At 37.9% G+C, this 16,752-nt stretch carries 21 protein-coding genes and 1 pseudogene; 7 read left to right on the top strand and 15 right to left on the bottom strand.

Features of this window, described 5'->3' with window-relative positions:
• Positions 1–21: 21 nt before the first annotated feature.
• On the bottom strand, positions 22–1,194 hold the full coding sequence (locus M2369_RS12295) for an MFS transporter (RefSeq protein WP_259254413.1): 1,173 nt from the start codon (positions 1,192–1,194) through the stop codon (positions 22–24).
• A 77-nt stretch (positions 1,195–1,271) separates the two neighbouring features.
• On the opposite strand from M2369_RS12295, the gene M2369_RS12300 reads away from it, so the two are divergent.
• Together M2369_RS12300 and M2369_RS12305 are read left to right on the top strand one after the other, a co-directional pair.
• Positions 1,272–2,435, top strand: coding sequence for an isocitrate/isopropylmalate dehydrogenase family protein (locus M2369_RS12300; protein ID WP_259254414.1), 1,164 nt, complete (start codon positions 1,272–1,274; stop codon positions 2,433–2,435).
• Positions 2,436–2,437: 2 nt separating this feature from the next.
• The gene (locus tag M2369_RS12305) at positions 2,438–2,992 is read left to right on the top strand and encodes a sugar O-acetyltransferase (RefSeq protein WP_259254415.1); all 555 of its coding nucleotides are present in this window, start codon (positions 2,438–2,440) and stop codon (positions 2,990–2,992) included.
• Positions 2,993–3,340: 348 nt separating this feature from the next.
• Here M2369_RS12305 and M2369_RS12310 read toward each other — a convergent pair.
• The 5 genes and pseudogenes from M2369_RS12310 to M2369_RS12330 form a co-directional block, all read right to left on the bottom strand.
• Positions 3,341–3,424 (bottom strand): annotated as a pseudogene (locus tag M2369_RS12310) (arsenate reductase); the annotation flags it as partial.
• Between the two features lie 304 nt (positions 3,425–3,728).
• Positions 3,729–4,181 (bottom strand): glyoxalase/bleomycin resistance/extradiol dioxygenase family protein, encoded by a 453-nt coding sequence (locus tag M2369_RS12315; RefSeq protein ID WP_058337569.1) that lies wholly within the window; start codon positions 4,179–4,181, stop codon positions 3,729–3,731.
• Between the two features lie 188 nt (positions 4,182–4,369).
• Positions 4,370–5,083 carry a DsbA family oxidoreductase gene (locus M2369_RS12320; RefSeq protein WP_259254417.1) on the bottom strand — a complete coding sequence of 238 codons (714 nt, stop codon included), beginning with the start codon at positions 5,081–5,083 and terminating at the stop codon, positions 4,370–4,372.
• A gap of 125 nt (positions 5,084–5,208) precedes the next feature.
• The gene (locus M2369_RS12325; protein ID WP_058337567.1) at positions 5,209–5,829 is read right to left on the bottom strand and encodes an FMN-dependent NADH-azoreductase; all 621 of its coding nucleotides are present in this window, start codon (positions 5,827–5,829) and stop codon (positions 5,209–5,211) included.
• 127 nt (positions 5,830–5,956) lie between these two features.
• The gene (locus M2369_RS12330) at positions 5,957–6,601 is read right to left on the bottom strand and encodes an NAD(P)-dependent oxidoreductase (protein ID WP_113747409.1); all 645 of its coding nucleotides are present in this window, start codon (positions 6,599–6,601) and stop codon (positions 5,957–5,959) included.
• Between the two features lie 226 nt (positions 6,602–6,827).
• Between M2369_RS12330 and M2369_RS12335 the strand changes: the two genes are divergently transcribed.
• On the top strand, positions 6,828–7,415 hold the full coding sequence (locus M2369_RS12335; protein ID WP_259254420.1) for a TetR/AcrR family transcriptional regulator: 588 nt from the start codon (positions 6,828–6,830) through the stop codon (positions 7,413–7,415).
• Between the two features lie 407 nt (positions 7,416–7,822).
• Here the strand turns inward: M2369_RS12335 and M2369_RS12340 are convergent, their stop codons facing one another.
• Positions 7,823–8,404 carry an NAD(P)H-dependent oxidoreductase gene (locus tag M2369_RS12340; RefSeq protein ID WP_259254421.1) on the bottom strand — a complete coding sequence of 194 codons (582 nt, stop codon included), beginning with the start codon at positions 8,402–8,404 and terminating at the stop codon, positions 7,823–7,825.
• 123 nt (positions 8,405–8,527) lie between these two features.
• Between M2369_RS12340 and M2369_RS12345 the strand changes: the two genes are divergently transcribed.
• Positions 8,528–8,872, top strand: a complete 345-nt coding sequence (locus M2369_RS12345; RefSeq protein ID WP_017359567.1) for a winged helix-turn-helix transcriptional regulator — start codon at positions 8,528–8,530, stop codon at positions 8,870–8,872.
• A gap of 62 nt (positions 8,873–8,934) precedes the next feature.
• Here M2369_RS12345 and M2369_RS12350 read toward each other — a convergent pair whose 3' ends face one another.
• The 6 genes from M2369_RS12350 to M2369_RS12375 form a co-directional block, all read right to left on the bottom strand.
• Complete coding sequence (locus M2369_RS12350; RefSeq protein ID WP_259254424.1) at positions 8,935–9,189, bottom strand: hypothetical protein; 255 nt, start codon at positions 9,187–9,189, stop codon at positions 8,935–8,937.
• Positions 9,190–9,267: 78 nt separating this feature from the next.
• The gene (locus tag M2369_RS12355; protein ID WP_259254425.1) at positions 9,268–10,371 is read right to left on the bottom strand and encodes a threonine synthase; all 1,104 of its coding nucleotides are present in this window, start codon (positions 10,369–10,371) and stop codon (positions 9,268–9,270) included.
• Between the two features lie 72 nt (positions 10,372–10,443).
• Entirely contained in the window at positions 10,444–10,818 is a 375-nt protein-coding gene (locus M2369_RS12360) for a RidA family protein (protein WP_017367342.1), read from the bottom strand.
• 11 nt (positions 10,819–10,829) lie between these two features.
• Positions 10,830–11,480, bottom strand: coding sequence for a helix-turn-helix transcriptional regulator (locus M2369_RS12365; protein ID WP_046343659.1), 651 nt, complete (start codon positions 11,478–11,480; stop codon positions 10,830–10,832).
• Positions 11,481–11,643: 163 nt separating this feature from the next.
• Positions 11,644–12,324, bottom strand: coding sequence for a TetR/AcrR family transcriptional regulator (locus M2369_RS12370; RefSeq protein WP_396126112.1), 681 nt, complete (start codon positions 12,322–12,324; stop codon positions 11,644–11,646).
• Between the two features lie 42 nt (positions 12,325–12,366).
• Entirely contained in the window at positions 12,367–13,536 is a 1,170-nt protein-coding gene (locus tag M2369_RS12375) for an FAD-dependent oxidoreductase (RefSeq protein ID WP_259254427.1), read from the bottom strand.
• A 255-nt stretch (positions 13,537–13,791) separates the two neighbouring features.
• Here M2369_RS12375 and M2369_RS12380 point away from each other — a divergent pair, with 255 nt between their 5' ends.
• The 3 genes from M2369_RS12380 (at position 13,792) to M2369_RS12390 (ending at position 15,117) form a co-directional block, all read left to right on the top strand.
• Entirely contained in the window at positions 13,792–13,980 is a 189-nt protein-coding gene (locus M2369_RS12380) for a hypothetical protein (protein WP_024719068.1), read from the top strand.
• Positions 13,981–14,088: 108 nt separating this feature from the next.
• The gene (locus M2369_RS12385) at positions 14,089–14,256 is read left to right on the top strand and encodes a YdhR family protein (RefSeq protein ID WP_139241398.1); all 168 of its coding nucleotides are present in this window, start codon (positions 14,089–14,091) and stop codon (positions 14,254–14,256) included.
• 93 nt (positions 14,257–14,349) lie between these two features.
• The gene (locus M2369_RS12390) at positions 14,350–15,117 is read left to right on the top strand and encodes a pentapeptide repeat-containing protein (RefSeq protein WP_039167780.1); all 768 of its coding nucleotides are present in this window, start codon (positions 14,350–14,352) and stop codon (positions 15,115–15,117) included.
• Between the two features lie 43 nt (positions 15,118–15,160).
• Here the strand turns inward: M2369_RS12390 and M2369_RS12395 are convergent, their stop codons facing one another.
• Positions 15,161–15,583 (bottom strand): cytidine deaminase, encoded by a 423-nt coding sequence (locus tag M2369_RS12395; protein ID WP_039167783.1) that lies wholly within the window; start codon positions 15,581–15,583, stop codon positions 15,161–15,163.
• A 224-nt stretch (positions 15,584–15,807) separates the two neighbouring features.
• The gene (locus M2369_RS12400) at positions 15,808–16,734 is read right to left on the bottom strand and encodes an alpha/beta hydrolase fold domain-containing protein (protein WP_259254430.1); all 927 of its coding nucleotides are present in this window, start codon (positions 16,732–16,734) and stop codon (positions 15,808–15,810) included.
• Positions 16,735–16,752: the final 18 nt, after the last annotated feature.

Consider the following 16,752-nt stretch of genomic DNA (forward strand, 5'->3'; position numbering starts at 1 on the left):
AGATCAAAGATCTGGCACTTTTCAAAAAGAATGTATTGATGTCGGTTTTGCAACAGCTTTTGTAAAGATTCCTGCAATACAAATGGCAAACAGAACAAAAATAAACGCATGAAGCAGACCGACTTGATTGGCGAGCAGTCCTAAAACAGGGGGCCCTGATAGAGAAGCTGTATACCCAGATAAAGTGACGATACTGACACGTTTGACAGCATAGCGGCTATCATCACCAGCTGCTGAAATGGTTAGCGGGAAGCCTAAGGACGCGCCAAGTCCCCATAAAAAGATAGATATCATACACACAACGAGTGAAATCTTTAAAATCACCAAGAATAGTCCGGCGGCAGCAGATAAGATCGCGACTCTTAGCAACAGCACCCTGCCAAAGCGATCAATGAAACGTCCGCTCAGTAATCTGCCACTAATCATCCCGCACAAAAATAATGCATAGATGACCGTACTCATTGAATGAGAAACCTGATAGCCATCAACCATTGCTAGTGGAATCCAATCATTTGCAGAACCTTCTACAAATGCGAGACATAAGGCAATCATCGCTAATGAGATCGTCCGTTTGTTCAGCCATGATGTTTGAGAAGCCTCAACTGATTCTGTCTGCGTCTTATCCGGATCTTTTCCTGTCCCGTGCGGAATAAACCGTGTACAAATCAGGATGCTGAGAAAGAAAAGGAGTGCAATGGTGAGAAGGTGAATGAGGACAGACACACCTAAATAAATAAAGAGTATTCCGGCACCTGCACCAATTAACGTTCCAATACTGAAAGAAGCATGCAAAATCGGCAGGATCGTTCTCTTGATCTGATACTCAATCTCCGTTCCTTCTAAGTTCATGGCTACATTGCACATGCCTGAGCCTGAACCAAAAAGAAAAAGACCAGCAGTGACAACCAGCGTAGAAGAGATGGCCGCGCCGATTGCAAGGGTTGAGAATCCAATAAACATCAAAAAAGCGCTGACCACAATCGCCACTCGGCCGCCTTTTTTGCGAACGAATACATTGGAAAGAATCAGCCCGACAATGGAACCTACAGATAAGCCGAGTAAAATGAGTCCCATTGTGCCTGTATCTGCTTGCAATAAATCTCTCACTTCTGGTGTTCTTGAAAACCAAGTGGAGATGGAGATCCCAGACATCGTAAAAATAACAATAATCGCTTTATACCACTTTAATTTCATCTAATCCCTCATATCTATGTAGTCATACAGAACAAATCTACTCGATTATAAAGGAGACTTCTTGATTCGTAAATAACATGAGGGAGGATCATCATGAAGAAAATATTCCAACTTCATCATTCTTTGATAGAATAAAGACAAAAGGGGCGATACATATGTCATATCGAATAGGTATTTTAAAGGGAGACGGAATTGGACCGGAAATTGTTGATTCTAGTATGCGTATTTTAAAGACAGCGTTGGCACAGTTCAATGAACCATTTGTGGAATTTGTAGAGTGTCCTATCGGTGCTGAAGCCATTCATTCTCATCAAGATCCAGTGCCAGCGTCTACTATAGCCGCCTTGAAAAAATGCCATGGCTGGATATTAGGACCTCATGATTCAGCTTCATATCCTGATCAATTGAAAGAAAGAAGAAATCCAAGTGGAGAACTGCGTCATACATTTGATTTATTTGCAAATATTCGTCCATCGCAATCGTTGCCAGGTGTGAAAAGCGTTGCCAGTGGTGTCGACCTTGTCATTTTTCGAGAAAATACAGAAGGCTTTTATCCAGACCGGAATATGTATCAGGGGACAGGAGAGTGGATGATTACACCAGATGTCGCCATATCTACAGGTGTGTTTACAAAAAAAGCAATTACCCGTATTGCCCACGCAGCCTTTCAACGTGCAGTGGAGAGGAGGCGGAAAGTCACGATTGTTCATAAAGCGAACGTGATCAAATTAGGATCTGGCTTGTTTTTACGAACATGTCAAGAGGTAGCGAAAGCATATCCACAAGTGGAGGTTGAGGATATTCATATTGATGCGATGGCTGCTCATTTAGTGAGACGTGCAGGTGATTTTGATGTGATTGTGACTGAAAATATGTTTGGCGACATTTTATCTGATCTTGCAGGAGAACTAGTCGGCAGTTTAGGAATGGCACCCTCATTAAATTGCAACGAAAATCAAGCGATGGCACAGGCGGCACATGGTTCAGCACCTGATATAGCTGGTCAAAATATCGCCAATCCAATGGGCATGATTCTTTCTACAGTAATGCTTTGTAACTGGCTACATGTGAAATATCAAGATGAAAGATTAAAACAGACAGCCAGTCTGATCGAACATACTCTTGATGAGACCTTAAAAAAGAACTTGAAAACGAAGGATTTAGGAGGAAATGAGACGACAACACAATTCACCGAGGCATTCATTCAAACGATGAATGAATTTTCAACAAAAGGGAGATGAACATGAAAACAGAAAAAGAAAAGATGATCAAGGGAGAATACTATCATCCAAATGACCACACATTGATGGCAGATCGAGCAAAAGCGCGACAATTGACATTTGCCTATCAGCAAACAAATGAGCCATCACAGAGAAAGGCCATTTTAAAGGAGCTTTTAGGCGCTTGCGGAGAAGATGTGGTGTTTGAAGGCAGAATACAATGTGATTATGGATACAATATCGAGGTTGGTGAGCATTTTTTTGCGAATTTTGATGCAGTGTTATTAGATGTTTGCAAGATTACAATTGGAGATCATTGTTTGTTAGGTCCGAATGTACATATATATACAGCTGGACATCCGTTAAATCCAGAAGAACGTCAAACAGGTATTGAATTCGGAAAACCAGTCACAATTGGACATCATGTATGGATTGGCGGTGGTGACATTATCAATCCAGGTGTGACAATCGGAGATCATGCTGTCATTGCATCAGGAGCCGTTGTGACAAAAGATGTTCCGTCAAATGTGATTGTTGGCGGGAATCCTGCAAAAATCTTAAAACATTTAGAGGAATGAAACTCTGACGAATCAACCGTTGGATTTTCATTTTTTGTTTTATCTCAATAAGATAAGTATACTTAATAATGAGACAAAGAAAATTCAATTATTGTTTAACTTCCTAGAATATATATTATGTAAACTAAAAGAGATCAAGTTTAAGTTTTGATATTATAAATAACATCTCTCTTCCAACTCGTGTTTAGTAGCTCTTCGCCAAGTCATTACAAAGAAAACGTTCTTTGTAATGATTCGATTTGGCATTACAATGGTTATGTCTTATCTATTAATTAATGAAAAAAAGAGAATCTTTGACTTGATCCTCTTTATTATTAGATTTTATATTCAATCAACTCAAACGCAGCACTATTTTCCAGTCTCAGCAAACTGTTTCAATCGATCTCCAATTTCACCTCTTACCCTTTGGAAAAATGCCCACTTCTCTTCTTCAGCATTAAACAGTTGCAGTAGTTGGCATTGGGCATTCTGCTGTTAACACTTTGCTCGAGCTGCCAAAGCTAAAAGAGACATCAAAAAGCACAGAAATGATATGGATTTTAAGAAAGCAGGATATTAGTGAGGTATTAAGAGGAGAAAACAATGATCAATTGCCTGCAAGAGGTCAACTAGATGGAAAGGACCCTTCTTGGTGTCCTTTGATCAGAAGGAGAAAGAGGGTCCATTAATAAAGATACAGTTATTGTTTCAACTAATTAAAGGGCCCTTGTTCTTGTCTTGGTAAAAATTAGATAGGTCATAAAGGTTTTTGGGGTAATTCCATTATTTGAATCTCCATTCCCCATGAAGTTGTGATATAGAAAAATCCAAGAGGACTCAGCTCTCTAACTTTAACATCAGGCTGTTCTGCAAAGTATTTCAAAGCCTCTTCTATATCGGTGACTGTAATAGCTAGATGGGCTACACCGATATCACTGGGTTTTAGGTGAACATTCTGTTGATCTGGCGTCGACCATTGAACCAGTTCGATCTTTCTACCGCCATATTGCAAAAATGCCGCCCCTTCTACAACTGAATGTTCGTGAACCCCAAAGTATCTTTTTAAACTATCGTCCTCAAACTGCATCCGTCCTGGCCGGAACAAGACTTCAAAACCCAAAATATGAGTGAAGAATTCAACTGCTACTTCGATATCGGGTACTACAAATCCTGAATGCTCGATTGTGCCTTGGAAAATTGTATTTTTCATATCGCTAAACCCCTTTGATTTTTTGGAAGTAAATGATTCATAATAAAGTGGTATTTAAAGCAGCTATAAATTAGGTTCAATACAAGTCAAGTGATGTTGGCACTACTGCAAGAATTAGAACAACAATACCTGAGCCTTGATATACTATAATATTCTTTTGTGATTTCTGAATCTTTTTTGAATATCCATTAAAATTTACATGTTCCATCTGAACAATAATCATCGAGCGACGACTCTAATTTATGCTCTTCAACCTTACGATTCGCGTACTCTTCTTTCCATACCTGTTGTAATGTTTCTAAAAACACTTCGCTAGGTTGTGCTCCTGAGATGACATATTTATCATTCACAACGTAAAAGGGCACGCCCTGAATCCCAATTTTAGATCCCTCGGCTCTATCAGTTGCGATATTCTCGCTATATTGATCATTTGATAAAACATCCAAAGCTTCGTTGCCATCAAGACCTATTTCACTTGTAAGTTGAGCAAGTGTTGCGTGATCACCGATATCTAGTGAATCTGTGAAATGAGCTTTCAAAATACGCTCCATAAACTCCCGAATCTTCCCTTTCTCTTTTGCATAATAAGAAAGACGAAGTGCATCATATGAATTCGTAGGAATCATTGTATCAAATTGATAATCTAAACCAACCTCTTTTGCTTTCTGTTTCAATTGATTGTTCAGTACTTTTGCTTTTTCATATGGGACACCATGCTTAGAGGATAATACTTGATGGATATCCATTCCTGTATTTTTTTTCGCATATGGATCTAATTGAAAATGTCGAAATACGACTTCGACCTCTTCTTTATGTTCAAACTGTTCTAACCCTATTTCAAATTGACGTTTGCCAATATAACAAAACGGGCAAACAAAATCAGACCAAATTTCTACTTTCATCATATGTTCCCCCTTTATGATTTTGATGAATGTATTTTGTCTATTCTTCTTTATTACGCTTTTAAACGTGCGAGGTGGGATGATGTTAATTAAAATCTTTTTAACTAATCCCACCAATGCTTTTTTTAAAACGTTCGTGCTACCTCTTTTGCTTTTTCAATTGTTGAAGTAACAATTTCTTCTTCTTTAGTTGGATCATAGTCAATACCTTCAACAAAAATCGTTGGTTCCACTTCAATTCCAACAAACTTTAGCGCACCTCTTACGTAAGAATCAGAATGTTCCATTCCAATCGCTTGTGAATAAAATCCTCCCATTCCATGAATATGGATTGCTTTTTTCCCTTTCATCAATCCTTCTGGACCTTCTGATGTATATTTAAACGTTTTTCCAGCACTCATGATTGTATCAAAATAGGCTTTTAATAAAGGTTGGATTCCTAAATTCCACATTGAAGACTGAATGATGTATTTATCTGCTTCCATAAATTGTTTTGTGAATGCATTCACTGCTTCTATTTTTTGTGCTTCAACATCTGTTAGCACTTCCCCACTTCTTAACTTCTTTTGTCCAGTTAAAAAATCAGCATCGATTAATGGCACATTTGCATAATAGACATCTACTTCTATTATTTCATCTGTTGGATTTACTTCCTTATATTCATTGATAAATGCTCTAGCAACTTGCGTACTTCTTGATTGTTCCTCACTTTGAGGTGTTCCTTTAACAAATAATACTTTTGACATGATCATTTCCCCTTTATGATTATGATTTTGAATACTTATAAAAAGAATGCACACGCAATATTTTGGTATGACTCTAAATGATTCCTATAATTTCTGCTGAATCAACAACCTCATACAAAAAGCTCATTTAATGATTATAAACAATGGGCATTTTTCCGATTAATTGGGGTTGCCTAGCAGCGTCATACATGAGTTTAGCGACATTTTCCCTAGATACGGACATTTTAGCTGGCTGATCGCCGAATGAATAACCGTAAGATTGCCCGTTGTATTTGATATTAGGATTAATGATTCGAACGACTGTCCAATCCAGGTTCGATTGTTTAATCAGTTCTCCTATCTTCTTCATTTCGGCATAACCATTTGGCATGAGAAGTTTAGGCAATATTCTTGGCAATATCGTCGATAAGCTTTTCTTATCGTCTTCAGATTGCAAGGCTGGCGTCGCGAGTGTAATCAACCTTTTTTTGGTGAACTTCTTCATCGCTTTGACAATCCGGTTATGTCCGTCGGCGATCGGTGTACCTTTTTGTTTTCGAGATAAATCAATGCCGGGACCTAAGGTGCTTATCACGACATCAGCTTCTGAAACTGCCGTTTCAATAGCTGATGTGTTCGTTAGTTCACCCGTTACAATGCGTAAATTCGAATGCTTTTGCTTGATTTTCTCAGGGTTTCTAACATATACCGTAACGAAATCTCCGTTTTCTAATGCAAACTGTGTTAAAAGTTGACCGATTGCACCAGTTGCCCCAAAAATAGTGATATTCATGGTCGTCTATCTCCTTTTGTTATTCAGAATGATCACAATGATTTCCTTGATCAAAAATCTTTCGTAATAACATGTGTTATTTAAGCAACGCGCGTTGTATAATTGATGATAAGATGAAAAAGAATAATAAACAATAACCAAAATAGCCAATATGTAGTTTACGCAACACTTCTATATGTATTGTCGTTTTTAGACAAGATGATGAACCCTAAAAGGAGAAGAAAAAATGATTATGCCAAAAAAAGATCCGAGAATACTTCGAACAAGACAGTTGATTGTAGACTCTTTTCTTTCGTTAGCTAGTGAAAAAGATTTCAACCATATAACGGTACGTGATATCACAGAAAAGGCTACTATTAACCGCGCTACATTTTATGCGCACTTTGACGATAAATTTGATTTGTTACATTCTACAATCACCAATACATTTACAGACAAATTGAAAAAAAGACTCAATGATCACGATGGATTCAATGAAAAAGTCATTGCAAATATTTTTCTAGCCATGTGTGATCACCATAAAGAGATTAGCGACCTATGCCCTAAAGGTTATAATTCTTTAGGAACTATTATAGAAAGTAAAATTAAAGAGGAGTTACAGAAACTAATAGCTGATCTTGTGCTAAAAGGAACTGAAAATACCATTGAATTAGAGGATAAACAATTGGTAACAACCCTATCTACTATGCTAAGTTGGGGCATATACGGAGCTGCATACACATGGAATAAGGATGGAAGACTTATTTCATCAGAAGAGCTAGTGACTAAGACCCTGCCTATCTTTAGAAATGGTATGAGTCAGTATTATTTTTAATGAAAATGATGTTAACAATCTGCTTGAGCCGGCAGTGCTAAAAGAAATATTAAAAAAACACAGAAATGGTATGGATTTAAATAGTGGGGTATTTGGAGGAGAAAGCAATGATCAATTGTCTGCAAGAGGTCAATTAGGCAGGCACGATTTGTTGTTGCTTAAATGACTGGTGATAAAGAGTCTGCTGAAACGTGTAGCTCTAAAGTTATAAAGCTTTACTTTAAATAGTGGGATTCTTATACGACTATTGTTTATCAGATCATACAATGGATCTACATTTACCTTCTTGTACAAGTCTATCCTTTTGTTTGTCTAAATCTCACCTCTTTCAAATTTCAAAACTTCTACGACCTTCTCAATAAATTAAATCGGTCGTAGAAGATGGGCCTTATTTGTTGTACTGTAAATCAAATATTCTGGGATATTTCTTTTAAAAATTGCTTTCTCTTTTCATCTGTTGTTAAGTTCACTCTAGAAAAATGAATCCATTTCGTGGATTCATTTTTCAATCCCAAATCAGCTAGAGTTCTGTTAATAAAAACGCTTTGAATGGCATTTCCAGCTTCCGATTCAATATAATCCTTATCTGTTGTAGATGTTGAGATCACGGTTGTTTTTTTTATATTTGTCAATAAACCTTTCAAAGTACCAGTGTTTTGATCTTCAATGAATGCGAAACCGCTTAACATCACTTTATCAATAAATCCTTTTAACATAGCAGGTAGATCCCACCACCAGACTGGGAATATAAATACCAATTCTGTTGACTGTTTTAATTTTTCTTGATAATCCTTCACTAATGGATAAGGCGTTTCTCCTTTATGAAAATGTTTTAATTCTTCAGCTGTAAAAACAGGATTAAATCCATCTTTATATAAATCGATCACTTGAAACGGTTCTTTCTTTGTTTCTAATTTTTCTGTTATGGAAGTCAAAATGGCATGATTATAACTTCCATCCCAAGGATGTGCATAGACAATCGTTTTCATTATTCATTCACCCTTTTTCTGAGTTTTGCATCATTTTTTGATGTACATTCATTTTATTGTGTGCTATAACATACTACAAGTACGGTAATCAAAGTGCGATACTAACCCAAAGGAGAGTATAAAATGAATGAGGAGTCCTTCCAGACGAAAGCTGAGCTAAAAGATACTGGTTTTGGGTATACTTTGTCATTAATTGGTGGGAAATATAAAATGCCAGTTCTGTATGCTTTATATTCAAACGATGGTCCTGTTCGCTATAATCAGCTGAAACGTAAGCTCGGAACGATTTCTTTTAAAACATTAACCAATACACTAAAAGAGCTTGAAGCGGATCACTTAATTCATCGTAAAGAATATCCCCAAGTGCCTCCAAAAGTAGAATATAGTTTATCTGAAAAGGGTTTATCACTGATGCCTGTATTAGATGAGATATGTTATTGGGGAGAGGAACAAATGAAAAATAATTAGGTAGAGTGGAAAGAAAGCTACTACGGTTTAAACACGCTTTCTAAAGTAGCTTTCTTCTCATCTTATATCAATCCCATTTGCTCATTTTGTTGATGCGCTAACTCCATTCCTTCTGCCAGATAGAGAGCGTTCTTCTTATCTATATCATCATCAGGCCAATTGTGAATCAGTTGACGTAATCTAACTGCAACGGTCCTACAAACATCTAGCATTAAGTAACTATCAGAGTCCGAAAGATTCAGCAAAGGAATGATGTCATCTGTAAAGTTCTCAAATGGTATGTCCCCGCCAAAACCCTCCATATCATCTAAATTCATTTCGCAAATATTACTCCTGATTGAACCTATAATAGGACAACGAGGCACGCAACGCTCTATTCTACCAGAGTCCTAAGGTTATTTTGATTTAATCCCTGCCCCACAAAGAGGTATGATAATGGTTTCTTCTGATTCCTTTTGATATTTCATGTAGCAAGCAAAATTGATGGCAGATGTCACTTCGACATAAAATCCTTTCTCACTCAGTTTAGAACGTGCATGTATAATTTCTTCTTCTTCAATATCAATAAACGTACCATTCGTCTTGTATACAGCTTCTAAAATTTGTTTAGAACGCGCTGGGGCAGCAATAGCGATCCCTTCTGCTACAGTCCCTTTATTTGTCACAGGTGTTGCTGATTCCTCCGCCTGTTGAAAAGCTTTCACAAGTGGTGCGCAGTTCTTTGCTTGTACGGCAATAATTTTCGGTATTTTATGAATGAGACCATTTTCGAATAACTCTCTAAAGCCATAATACGCACCGAGCAGCAGAGTGCCGTTTCCAACCGGAATGATTAAAGCATCCGGTGCTCCTTTTAGTTGCTCATAGATTTCATAGGCATATGTTTTTGTACCTTCGAAAAAATAAGGGTTATAGACATGGCTTGCATAAAAAACGTTTTCCTCGTCTACTGCCTTTTGGGCCGCAGCTGCGATGTCCTCTCGTGTACCATGAATTTCTTTAATCGTTGCTCCGTGGGCTTTTATTTGAGCGACTTTTTTAGGTGATGTTTGATCACTTAGATAGATGTCACAGGCAATACCACAACGCGCAGCATACGCAGCAATTGCCGTTCCTGCATTCCCGCTGCTATCAGCAATGACTTTTGTTACCCCTAATTCCTTAGCTTTTGTCATTAACACAGCTGCTCCACGGTCTTTAAATGATAGTGTCGGCATCATATAATCAACTTTTACATAAGTGTTTGGCTCATTAGGATCTAGAACGATTAAAGGAGATTGGCCCTCGCCCATTGTCACAGTTTCCCACGTCTTAGAATCTTTTGGAAATGGCATGGTTTCAACATAACGCCATAATGAATTTGGATAGTGATCCCAAGCTGTGACGTCTATTTTCGGGGTATCTTTCACTAGATTTAATACTCCACCACAATCACATTTCCATAGAGTTGGTGTCATCTCATATTTTTTCCCGCAATGGTTACAAATTAATTGATTCATTCATCATCTACCCCTTTGAATAATTTTTTATATAAAATATAATTTTTTATATAGGGCGGTCAAAAAAATATTCTAAATATATGCAATGGCATCCATTTCAATTTTGAAACCAAAATGTAATTCATTCGTTGGTACAATCGTACGTGCTGGTTTATGTTCACCGAAAAATTCGGTATAAACCGCATCTACTTTGTCCCATAATTCAATATCTGAAATGTATAATGTCATGCGCAAAATCTTTTCTTTTTGACTTCCAGCAGCCTCTACAATCATCTCTACATTCTTAAGCGCTTGTAATGTCTCTTTTTCAATGGGGCCGAACTCTTTTTCTGTCGTTTCAGGATTGATGGCAAATTGTCCCGACACATAGACCGTGTTTTGATGAATGGTTGCGAATGCATAGTGTCCGTTTGATTTTAGATTTCCTACCTCGAGTATGCTTTCCATGTTGACACTCCTTACCTCGATTTATTTTTGATTTCATCCAAATAGCTATAGACGGTTACTTTGGAAATACCTAACATAGATGCGACCTTCTCAACAGATCCTTTCATTAAAAAAATGCCCTTTTCATCCATAAATTTGATTAGTTCAATTTTTTCATGACGTTTCATGACTGGGTGAACACTGTTTTGAATGATTTGTTGAATCAATTGATCTACTATTTCTTCCACATTTTCAAGATCATCATTTGATGTTGTTTCTTTCTCTTGAGCTTCCACCTGTGTAGTAAGAAAAGTATCCATAAATTGCTGCATTTGATTCAGTGCTTCAACATCAAAATTGATACAGAAAGCACCGATCACTTTTTGCTTTGAATCACGTATTAATGAAGTCGAAGAACGAATCGTACGCTTATCTTCTGTTACAAATGTATAACCAGCCAGATAATCTTCTTTAAAATCTTCTGATTGTAATACAGTCTTGACTAGATGATCAAATGATTGGCCGATTTCTCTTCCTGTCACATGGTTATTTACTGTAAACATGACAGATGCTTGAGGATTCGTTAAATCATGAATCACCACTTCACAATTTGGTCCAAACATTTTTGCAGTAGATTTTGCTAAAGGAATATAACTCTCTAATAACTTTTTAATATGTTCCATGCCTAAGCACCTCATTTTTTTATTCCACTAGATTATATAATTTTTTATATATAAAAACAATATATAGATTTATTTATATATTATAATGCTCACAAGATCACAAATATGAAAATCACCACATAAAAAAAAGCAGCCATTGACTGCTTTTTGCTAATGCTCCTTTCTAATTGTCTTCCTGCTGGATTCCATACAAAATAACGTCAATTCCCCATCGGAACCGTTCCATTGATACGGTATCACCTGCAAACATTTCTTCTTTTACACGATGAATGAAAGGAAACTGCATTTTGTCTGCTTGAAGAAATGCTTTTTTTGTGTCTGAAATCTGTGAAGAGCCTTGTTTCTTCCAAGAGACCTTTTCGTAAGCTACAGAAGATACGTATAACAGCAATAGGTCTACTCCCCATGCTGCGGATGTAGATTTGATCCCGCCTTCATGCAATGCAGCCAGAATACGTTCGGTCAACTGAAGAAAGTTCGTTCCTTGTGGAATGGTGGAAAGAGAAATTTCAGCGAGACCCGGTTTTTCGAATAGCAGTAGGAAATAAGTATGCAATATGTCGAATAACTGTTCTTTCCATGTGCCATCCTCTGAATCTGGATAAACCATTTGTCCGAGACCATAATCCAAAACGTAAGCACTGAGTTCTTGAACATTGTTCACGTAGACATACAAGGATGCAGGTCCCGTATCCAATGCTTTAGCCACCTTACGCATACTCATGCCCTCTATTCCTTGCTCCTTAAGAAGCTCATAGGCCGTTTTCACAATCAGCTCACGGCTTAAGGGTTCTTTAGCCGGCCGAGACCGGCGACTGATCATACGACGATTTGAATTGTTCATACTCTCTTTATAACATGTCAAAGTAAAATAGTAAATTGAGCATCAATCATCATCCTTTTGAAAAGAATTCATCATATCTGCAAGCTTGACCGCAGCGTCTTTTGAAAAACACAGTTTTAAACTATTCTCCGATTCATGCGCTTTTTCCGATGAATATTCATACATCATGTCTTCGTATTCTTCAATCGCCTTTTCAATATGATGAGGATGTCGGACAATAGCAAGTGCTAGCTCCCTTGCATCAAACATCGCCATGTTCACACCCTCGCCTGCGAATGGCGACATGACGTGAGCTGCATCACCGATAAGCGTTACTCCTTTATGACGATTCCATTTAAAACTGGTAGGAAGCGTATAAATTCGCCTTGGAATGATGGCATCTTCTGCATAACGAATATAGTTTTTCAGCTGATCATCCCAATCACTAAATAACGCTAATAATTGTTCTTTTGCTTCTTTCGCTTGATGAAATGGTATACCACAAGTCTCGATCCAATTGCGTTCTACCATAAGGCTTGCATACACTTTGATTCGGCCATCTCCATTTAACTGCCCAATCAGTCCTTTGTGGTCTGCCAAAGCAAACATCTTACCTCGTTTATTAAATTCAGCTAAATCAGGGTGGTTCTCCTCTACGCTTAAGACATTCAGTTCTAGCATCGTGAGCCCAGAGTATTCAATCTCAATATCTGTTAACAGAGGACGCACACGAGAAAAAGCACCATCAGCCCCAATCAAAAGGTCAACTGTTTCGACAACCCCGTTTTCAAAATGAAGCTCGGTCATACCACTTTCTAATGAAACGCACCTTTCTAGTTTATATCCATATTTGATGGTTTCAGCATCAATTTGTTCTAATAGTAGTTCACATAACACACCACGATCAATTTCCGGGCGAGTACCTTTTTGATCTGATTCCGTTTCTTCATCTAAATAAATTCTTCCTGATTTATCAAGTAATCGGAAATCTTCCCCTTCATAGCGGGCATTCCTTTGAAATTTCTCATAAACTCCTGCTTCTTTTAAGGTTTTTTGACCTGTTTCTTCGTGAATATCCAGTGAGCCCCCTCGTTCAAGGCTCTTGTCATGCATCTCCCGTTCATAGATGGTTGTTTGTATACCGTAATTTTGCAAAATTAAGGCAAGTGTTAGTCCCCCAGGTCCTCCTCCAATGATAGCGATTTGCTTTTGATTCTTAGATAATGACGTCATCTTCTGCATCTCCTCATCCCTTTGTGGAAAGCGTTTTAAATTTCATTTCATTTATATTATAACGAACACCGTTCGTAAAGAACAGTGTTCGTTTAAAATTGTTTGTTGTACGATTGTGTTTTCATGAAAAAAAACAATCTCCTACCATCATATGATACACTCCATTTAGGACGGTTAAAGGTTGTCGAATCATAACAATGATACTTAGATCAGTAGGTCTCCATTGTTCTCACTCTAAGTGTAAGAGGTGTTTCTATGAATAAATTATTGGCCATGTTGATATTAGGATTGAGCTTTAGTGGTGCTGCGCTCATTCTTTCAGTCCCTTTGTTATTCAAACCGAAACCAGAACAATTTGAGCTGGTGTTTGCTGCTGGATCAGCGGGCGCTTTCGCAGTATTCGCTGTCTCATGCCTAGTTCTTCGAAAACGATTCAATCGCTAAAAAACCTAAACAAATACCCATTGTTTATGACGGTGGATTTTGTTTAGGTTTTTGTGATTTACCTTAGTGTTCAGTCAAAGAATGTATACAAGCTGACCCCGATAGGGAATCTACTTATTCAAAACAAAAGAAACCGCTGAAACATATCACGATATGCACGCTAAACGAATCACTAGCTTTGGCATAATAGACATCAATGCGAAAATCTTTAATATGAATTCTGACATTCCTCATATCACAAAAGGTCCATTAAACGCATATCGTTTTGTGATATAATCTTGAGTCAAAGACAAGCGCTAAGAGAAAATGAACTGGCTGAATGGACATCATGATTGTGAAAAATTCTGAAGAAATGATAGGGTGATAGCGATGAGAAGACTTGAGTCTGGTATATCAGTAGACAACGAAACATTTTCTGATGTTGCCAGGTATGAAAACGAAACAATCAGCAGAACGACGATCATCAACTCAAATGTTTGTTCTCCTATTTTTTGGAGCTGTCACTTGGATCATCTTGTATTTGATACGTGTGATCTGACGAATGCGAGATTTTTTGCCGGTAGTACGATTGATCATTGTACTTTTAGTCATTCAGACTTGCGCTCTGTGGGCATTGGCAAAAACGAAGCCGTCTTCACCAATTGCGAATTTTCTTCCTGCGATATGAGGGGAATGACATTGGAGAATGCTACGTTTATCGATTGTACTTTCTCTAATTGTAGATTCAATGACCGTGTTTTACAGGCAGCGAACATCGCCAATTGTACCTTTGCTGGTAAGCTAATAGATATAACGTTTGAGGGAAATGGCAAACAAAAGCTGATCGCCAATTTTGAAAACTGCACCCTTGATGGTGTTCGTTTTATAGGCTGTGACCTAGCGGCATGTATTCCGCCAGCATCCAAACACCATTTATATGTTGAACATGTATCTGCACGTGTGAAAAAGGCCTTAGAGAAGATAGATGATGATCCTACTCTGTCTGACCATGATCGGAAAATACTAGTGCGGAGTCTGCGGAAGCTTGAACAAATGGAACAGTATATTTTTAACACGAAATATATGGAGAACATACATGGGGCCGCTTTTGTTGAACGCTTTTTCAGTCATCTTGGATGTAGCAAGGATCACATGTAACGTTTGCTACATCCCTTTTCCTATTTTATCTTTATGTGGTGCATCAGCTTCGAGTATATTTGAGCGGAATGAGTTCTTCGATTTTCACCTTGACCAGCTTCCCATCCATATCAAGAATGACAAAACACGTTGGTCCAAAGTCTGAAATGAGCTCTCGGCAGATGCCGCAAGGGCTGACTACCCTAATTCTTCTATCTTCTTCATCTGAATAAGGGTGTCTCACTGCAACAATTGTATCAAAATCTTTGTATCCATTCGATAAAGCGCTACCAATCGCAATGGCTTCTGCACAAACAGTTACCCGTCCGATATAGGCTTCTATATGGACAGCTGATATGATTTCTCCTGTTTTCATGCGGATCGCTGCCCCTACATGATGCTTGTCATCTTCATAAAGACTGATAATTTTCTTTTTTGCTTCGTCTATTAATTCGATATCTTCTTGTGATAGATCAAACGTTTTCATTTCGTTCCCCTTTCACCTTACTGCTCGTATGTATTATACCAAACATGAGGTGATGGACTGAACTTCACTCTCCTTTACTAACCAGCCAAAAGACCGTTTAATCTGTAGTGAATTGCCATTTTGAATGTATTTCATATTCAATTGAAAAAGGCTGCTTTCACGTAAGCAACCTTTTCCCTTATTTACATCAGAACATGTACCCTTTCTAGGTGTGAACTGAATCCCTAACGATTGATCACTTGAATGATTTTCTTCAGAGCATCTGCCGCTTCTGGAATTGGCATGACAACAAACACATGCAGCATTTCAGGATAAACAAAGGTTTTGATGTCTATTCCTTGTGCTGTTAATTTTTCATCAAGCTTGATGGCATCTGGATATAACATATCATGTGTTCCAATGAAATGAGTGATCTTCGCTAGTCCTTTGAAGTCGCCGTATATGGGACTGATCAATGGATCTGTGAGACTTTGATCAACTGCCCACAATTTTGTGATGACTTCCATTCCTTCATGACCTAGAATCGGATCCTTTTTTGCGTATTCAAATATGAGAGGATTGCTCATGCTCATATCCACACATGCAGATAGTAACACGATATCTTTCGGCTGCGGCAGATCTTCCTTCTTTAAAAGGTGCGCAAGACCAAGTGAGATGTTTCCTCCAGCTGAATCTCCCATGATCGTCAATTGATTGGCACTTCCGGCAGTTTTCAGAAGGTCTTTATATAGGTTAAGCATTTTCGGATACGTATCCTGGTTGCTATAATGAGGTACTTTTGGGTAAATAGGAGCGACTACTTTCGCACCTAGTGATTGCGCCATTTTATCCATGAACCACCAATGGACAATCAAAGGCTGATTTGTCCACGCGCCACCATGTAGATAGAGAATGACTTTTTGATTTTGTGATGCTTGATCATTCAATGTGAAAACTTGCATGCCTTCGAATGTCTGCTCTTGTACCTCACTGATTAACTTCACATCATCCCCAATGGCATAAGGCTGCGTATTTTCAATTCCTTCTTGCTCAAGAAATTTTTTTGTCTGTTCGATACTAGAAAAACTCTCTTTATTACTTTGCGAAGCGAATAATGTTTCAAATTGAATACTTTCTTTAGAACGTTCACCATGATACATTTCTACACTCATTTTTTTCTCTCCTTCACT

Origin of the sequence: Bacillus sp. JUb11 (assembly GCF_024807925.1) — a bacterium.
GTDB lineage: Bacteria > Bacillota > Bacilli > Bacillales > Bacillaceae > Bacillus > Bacillus altitudinis.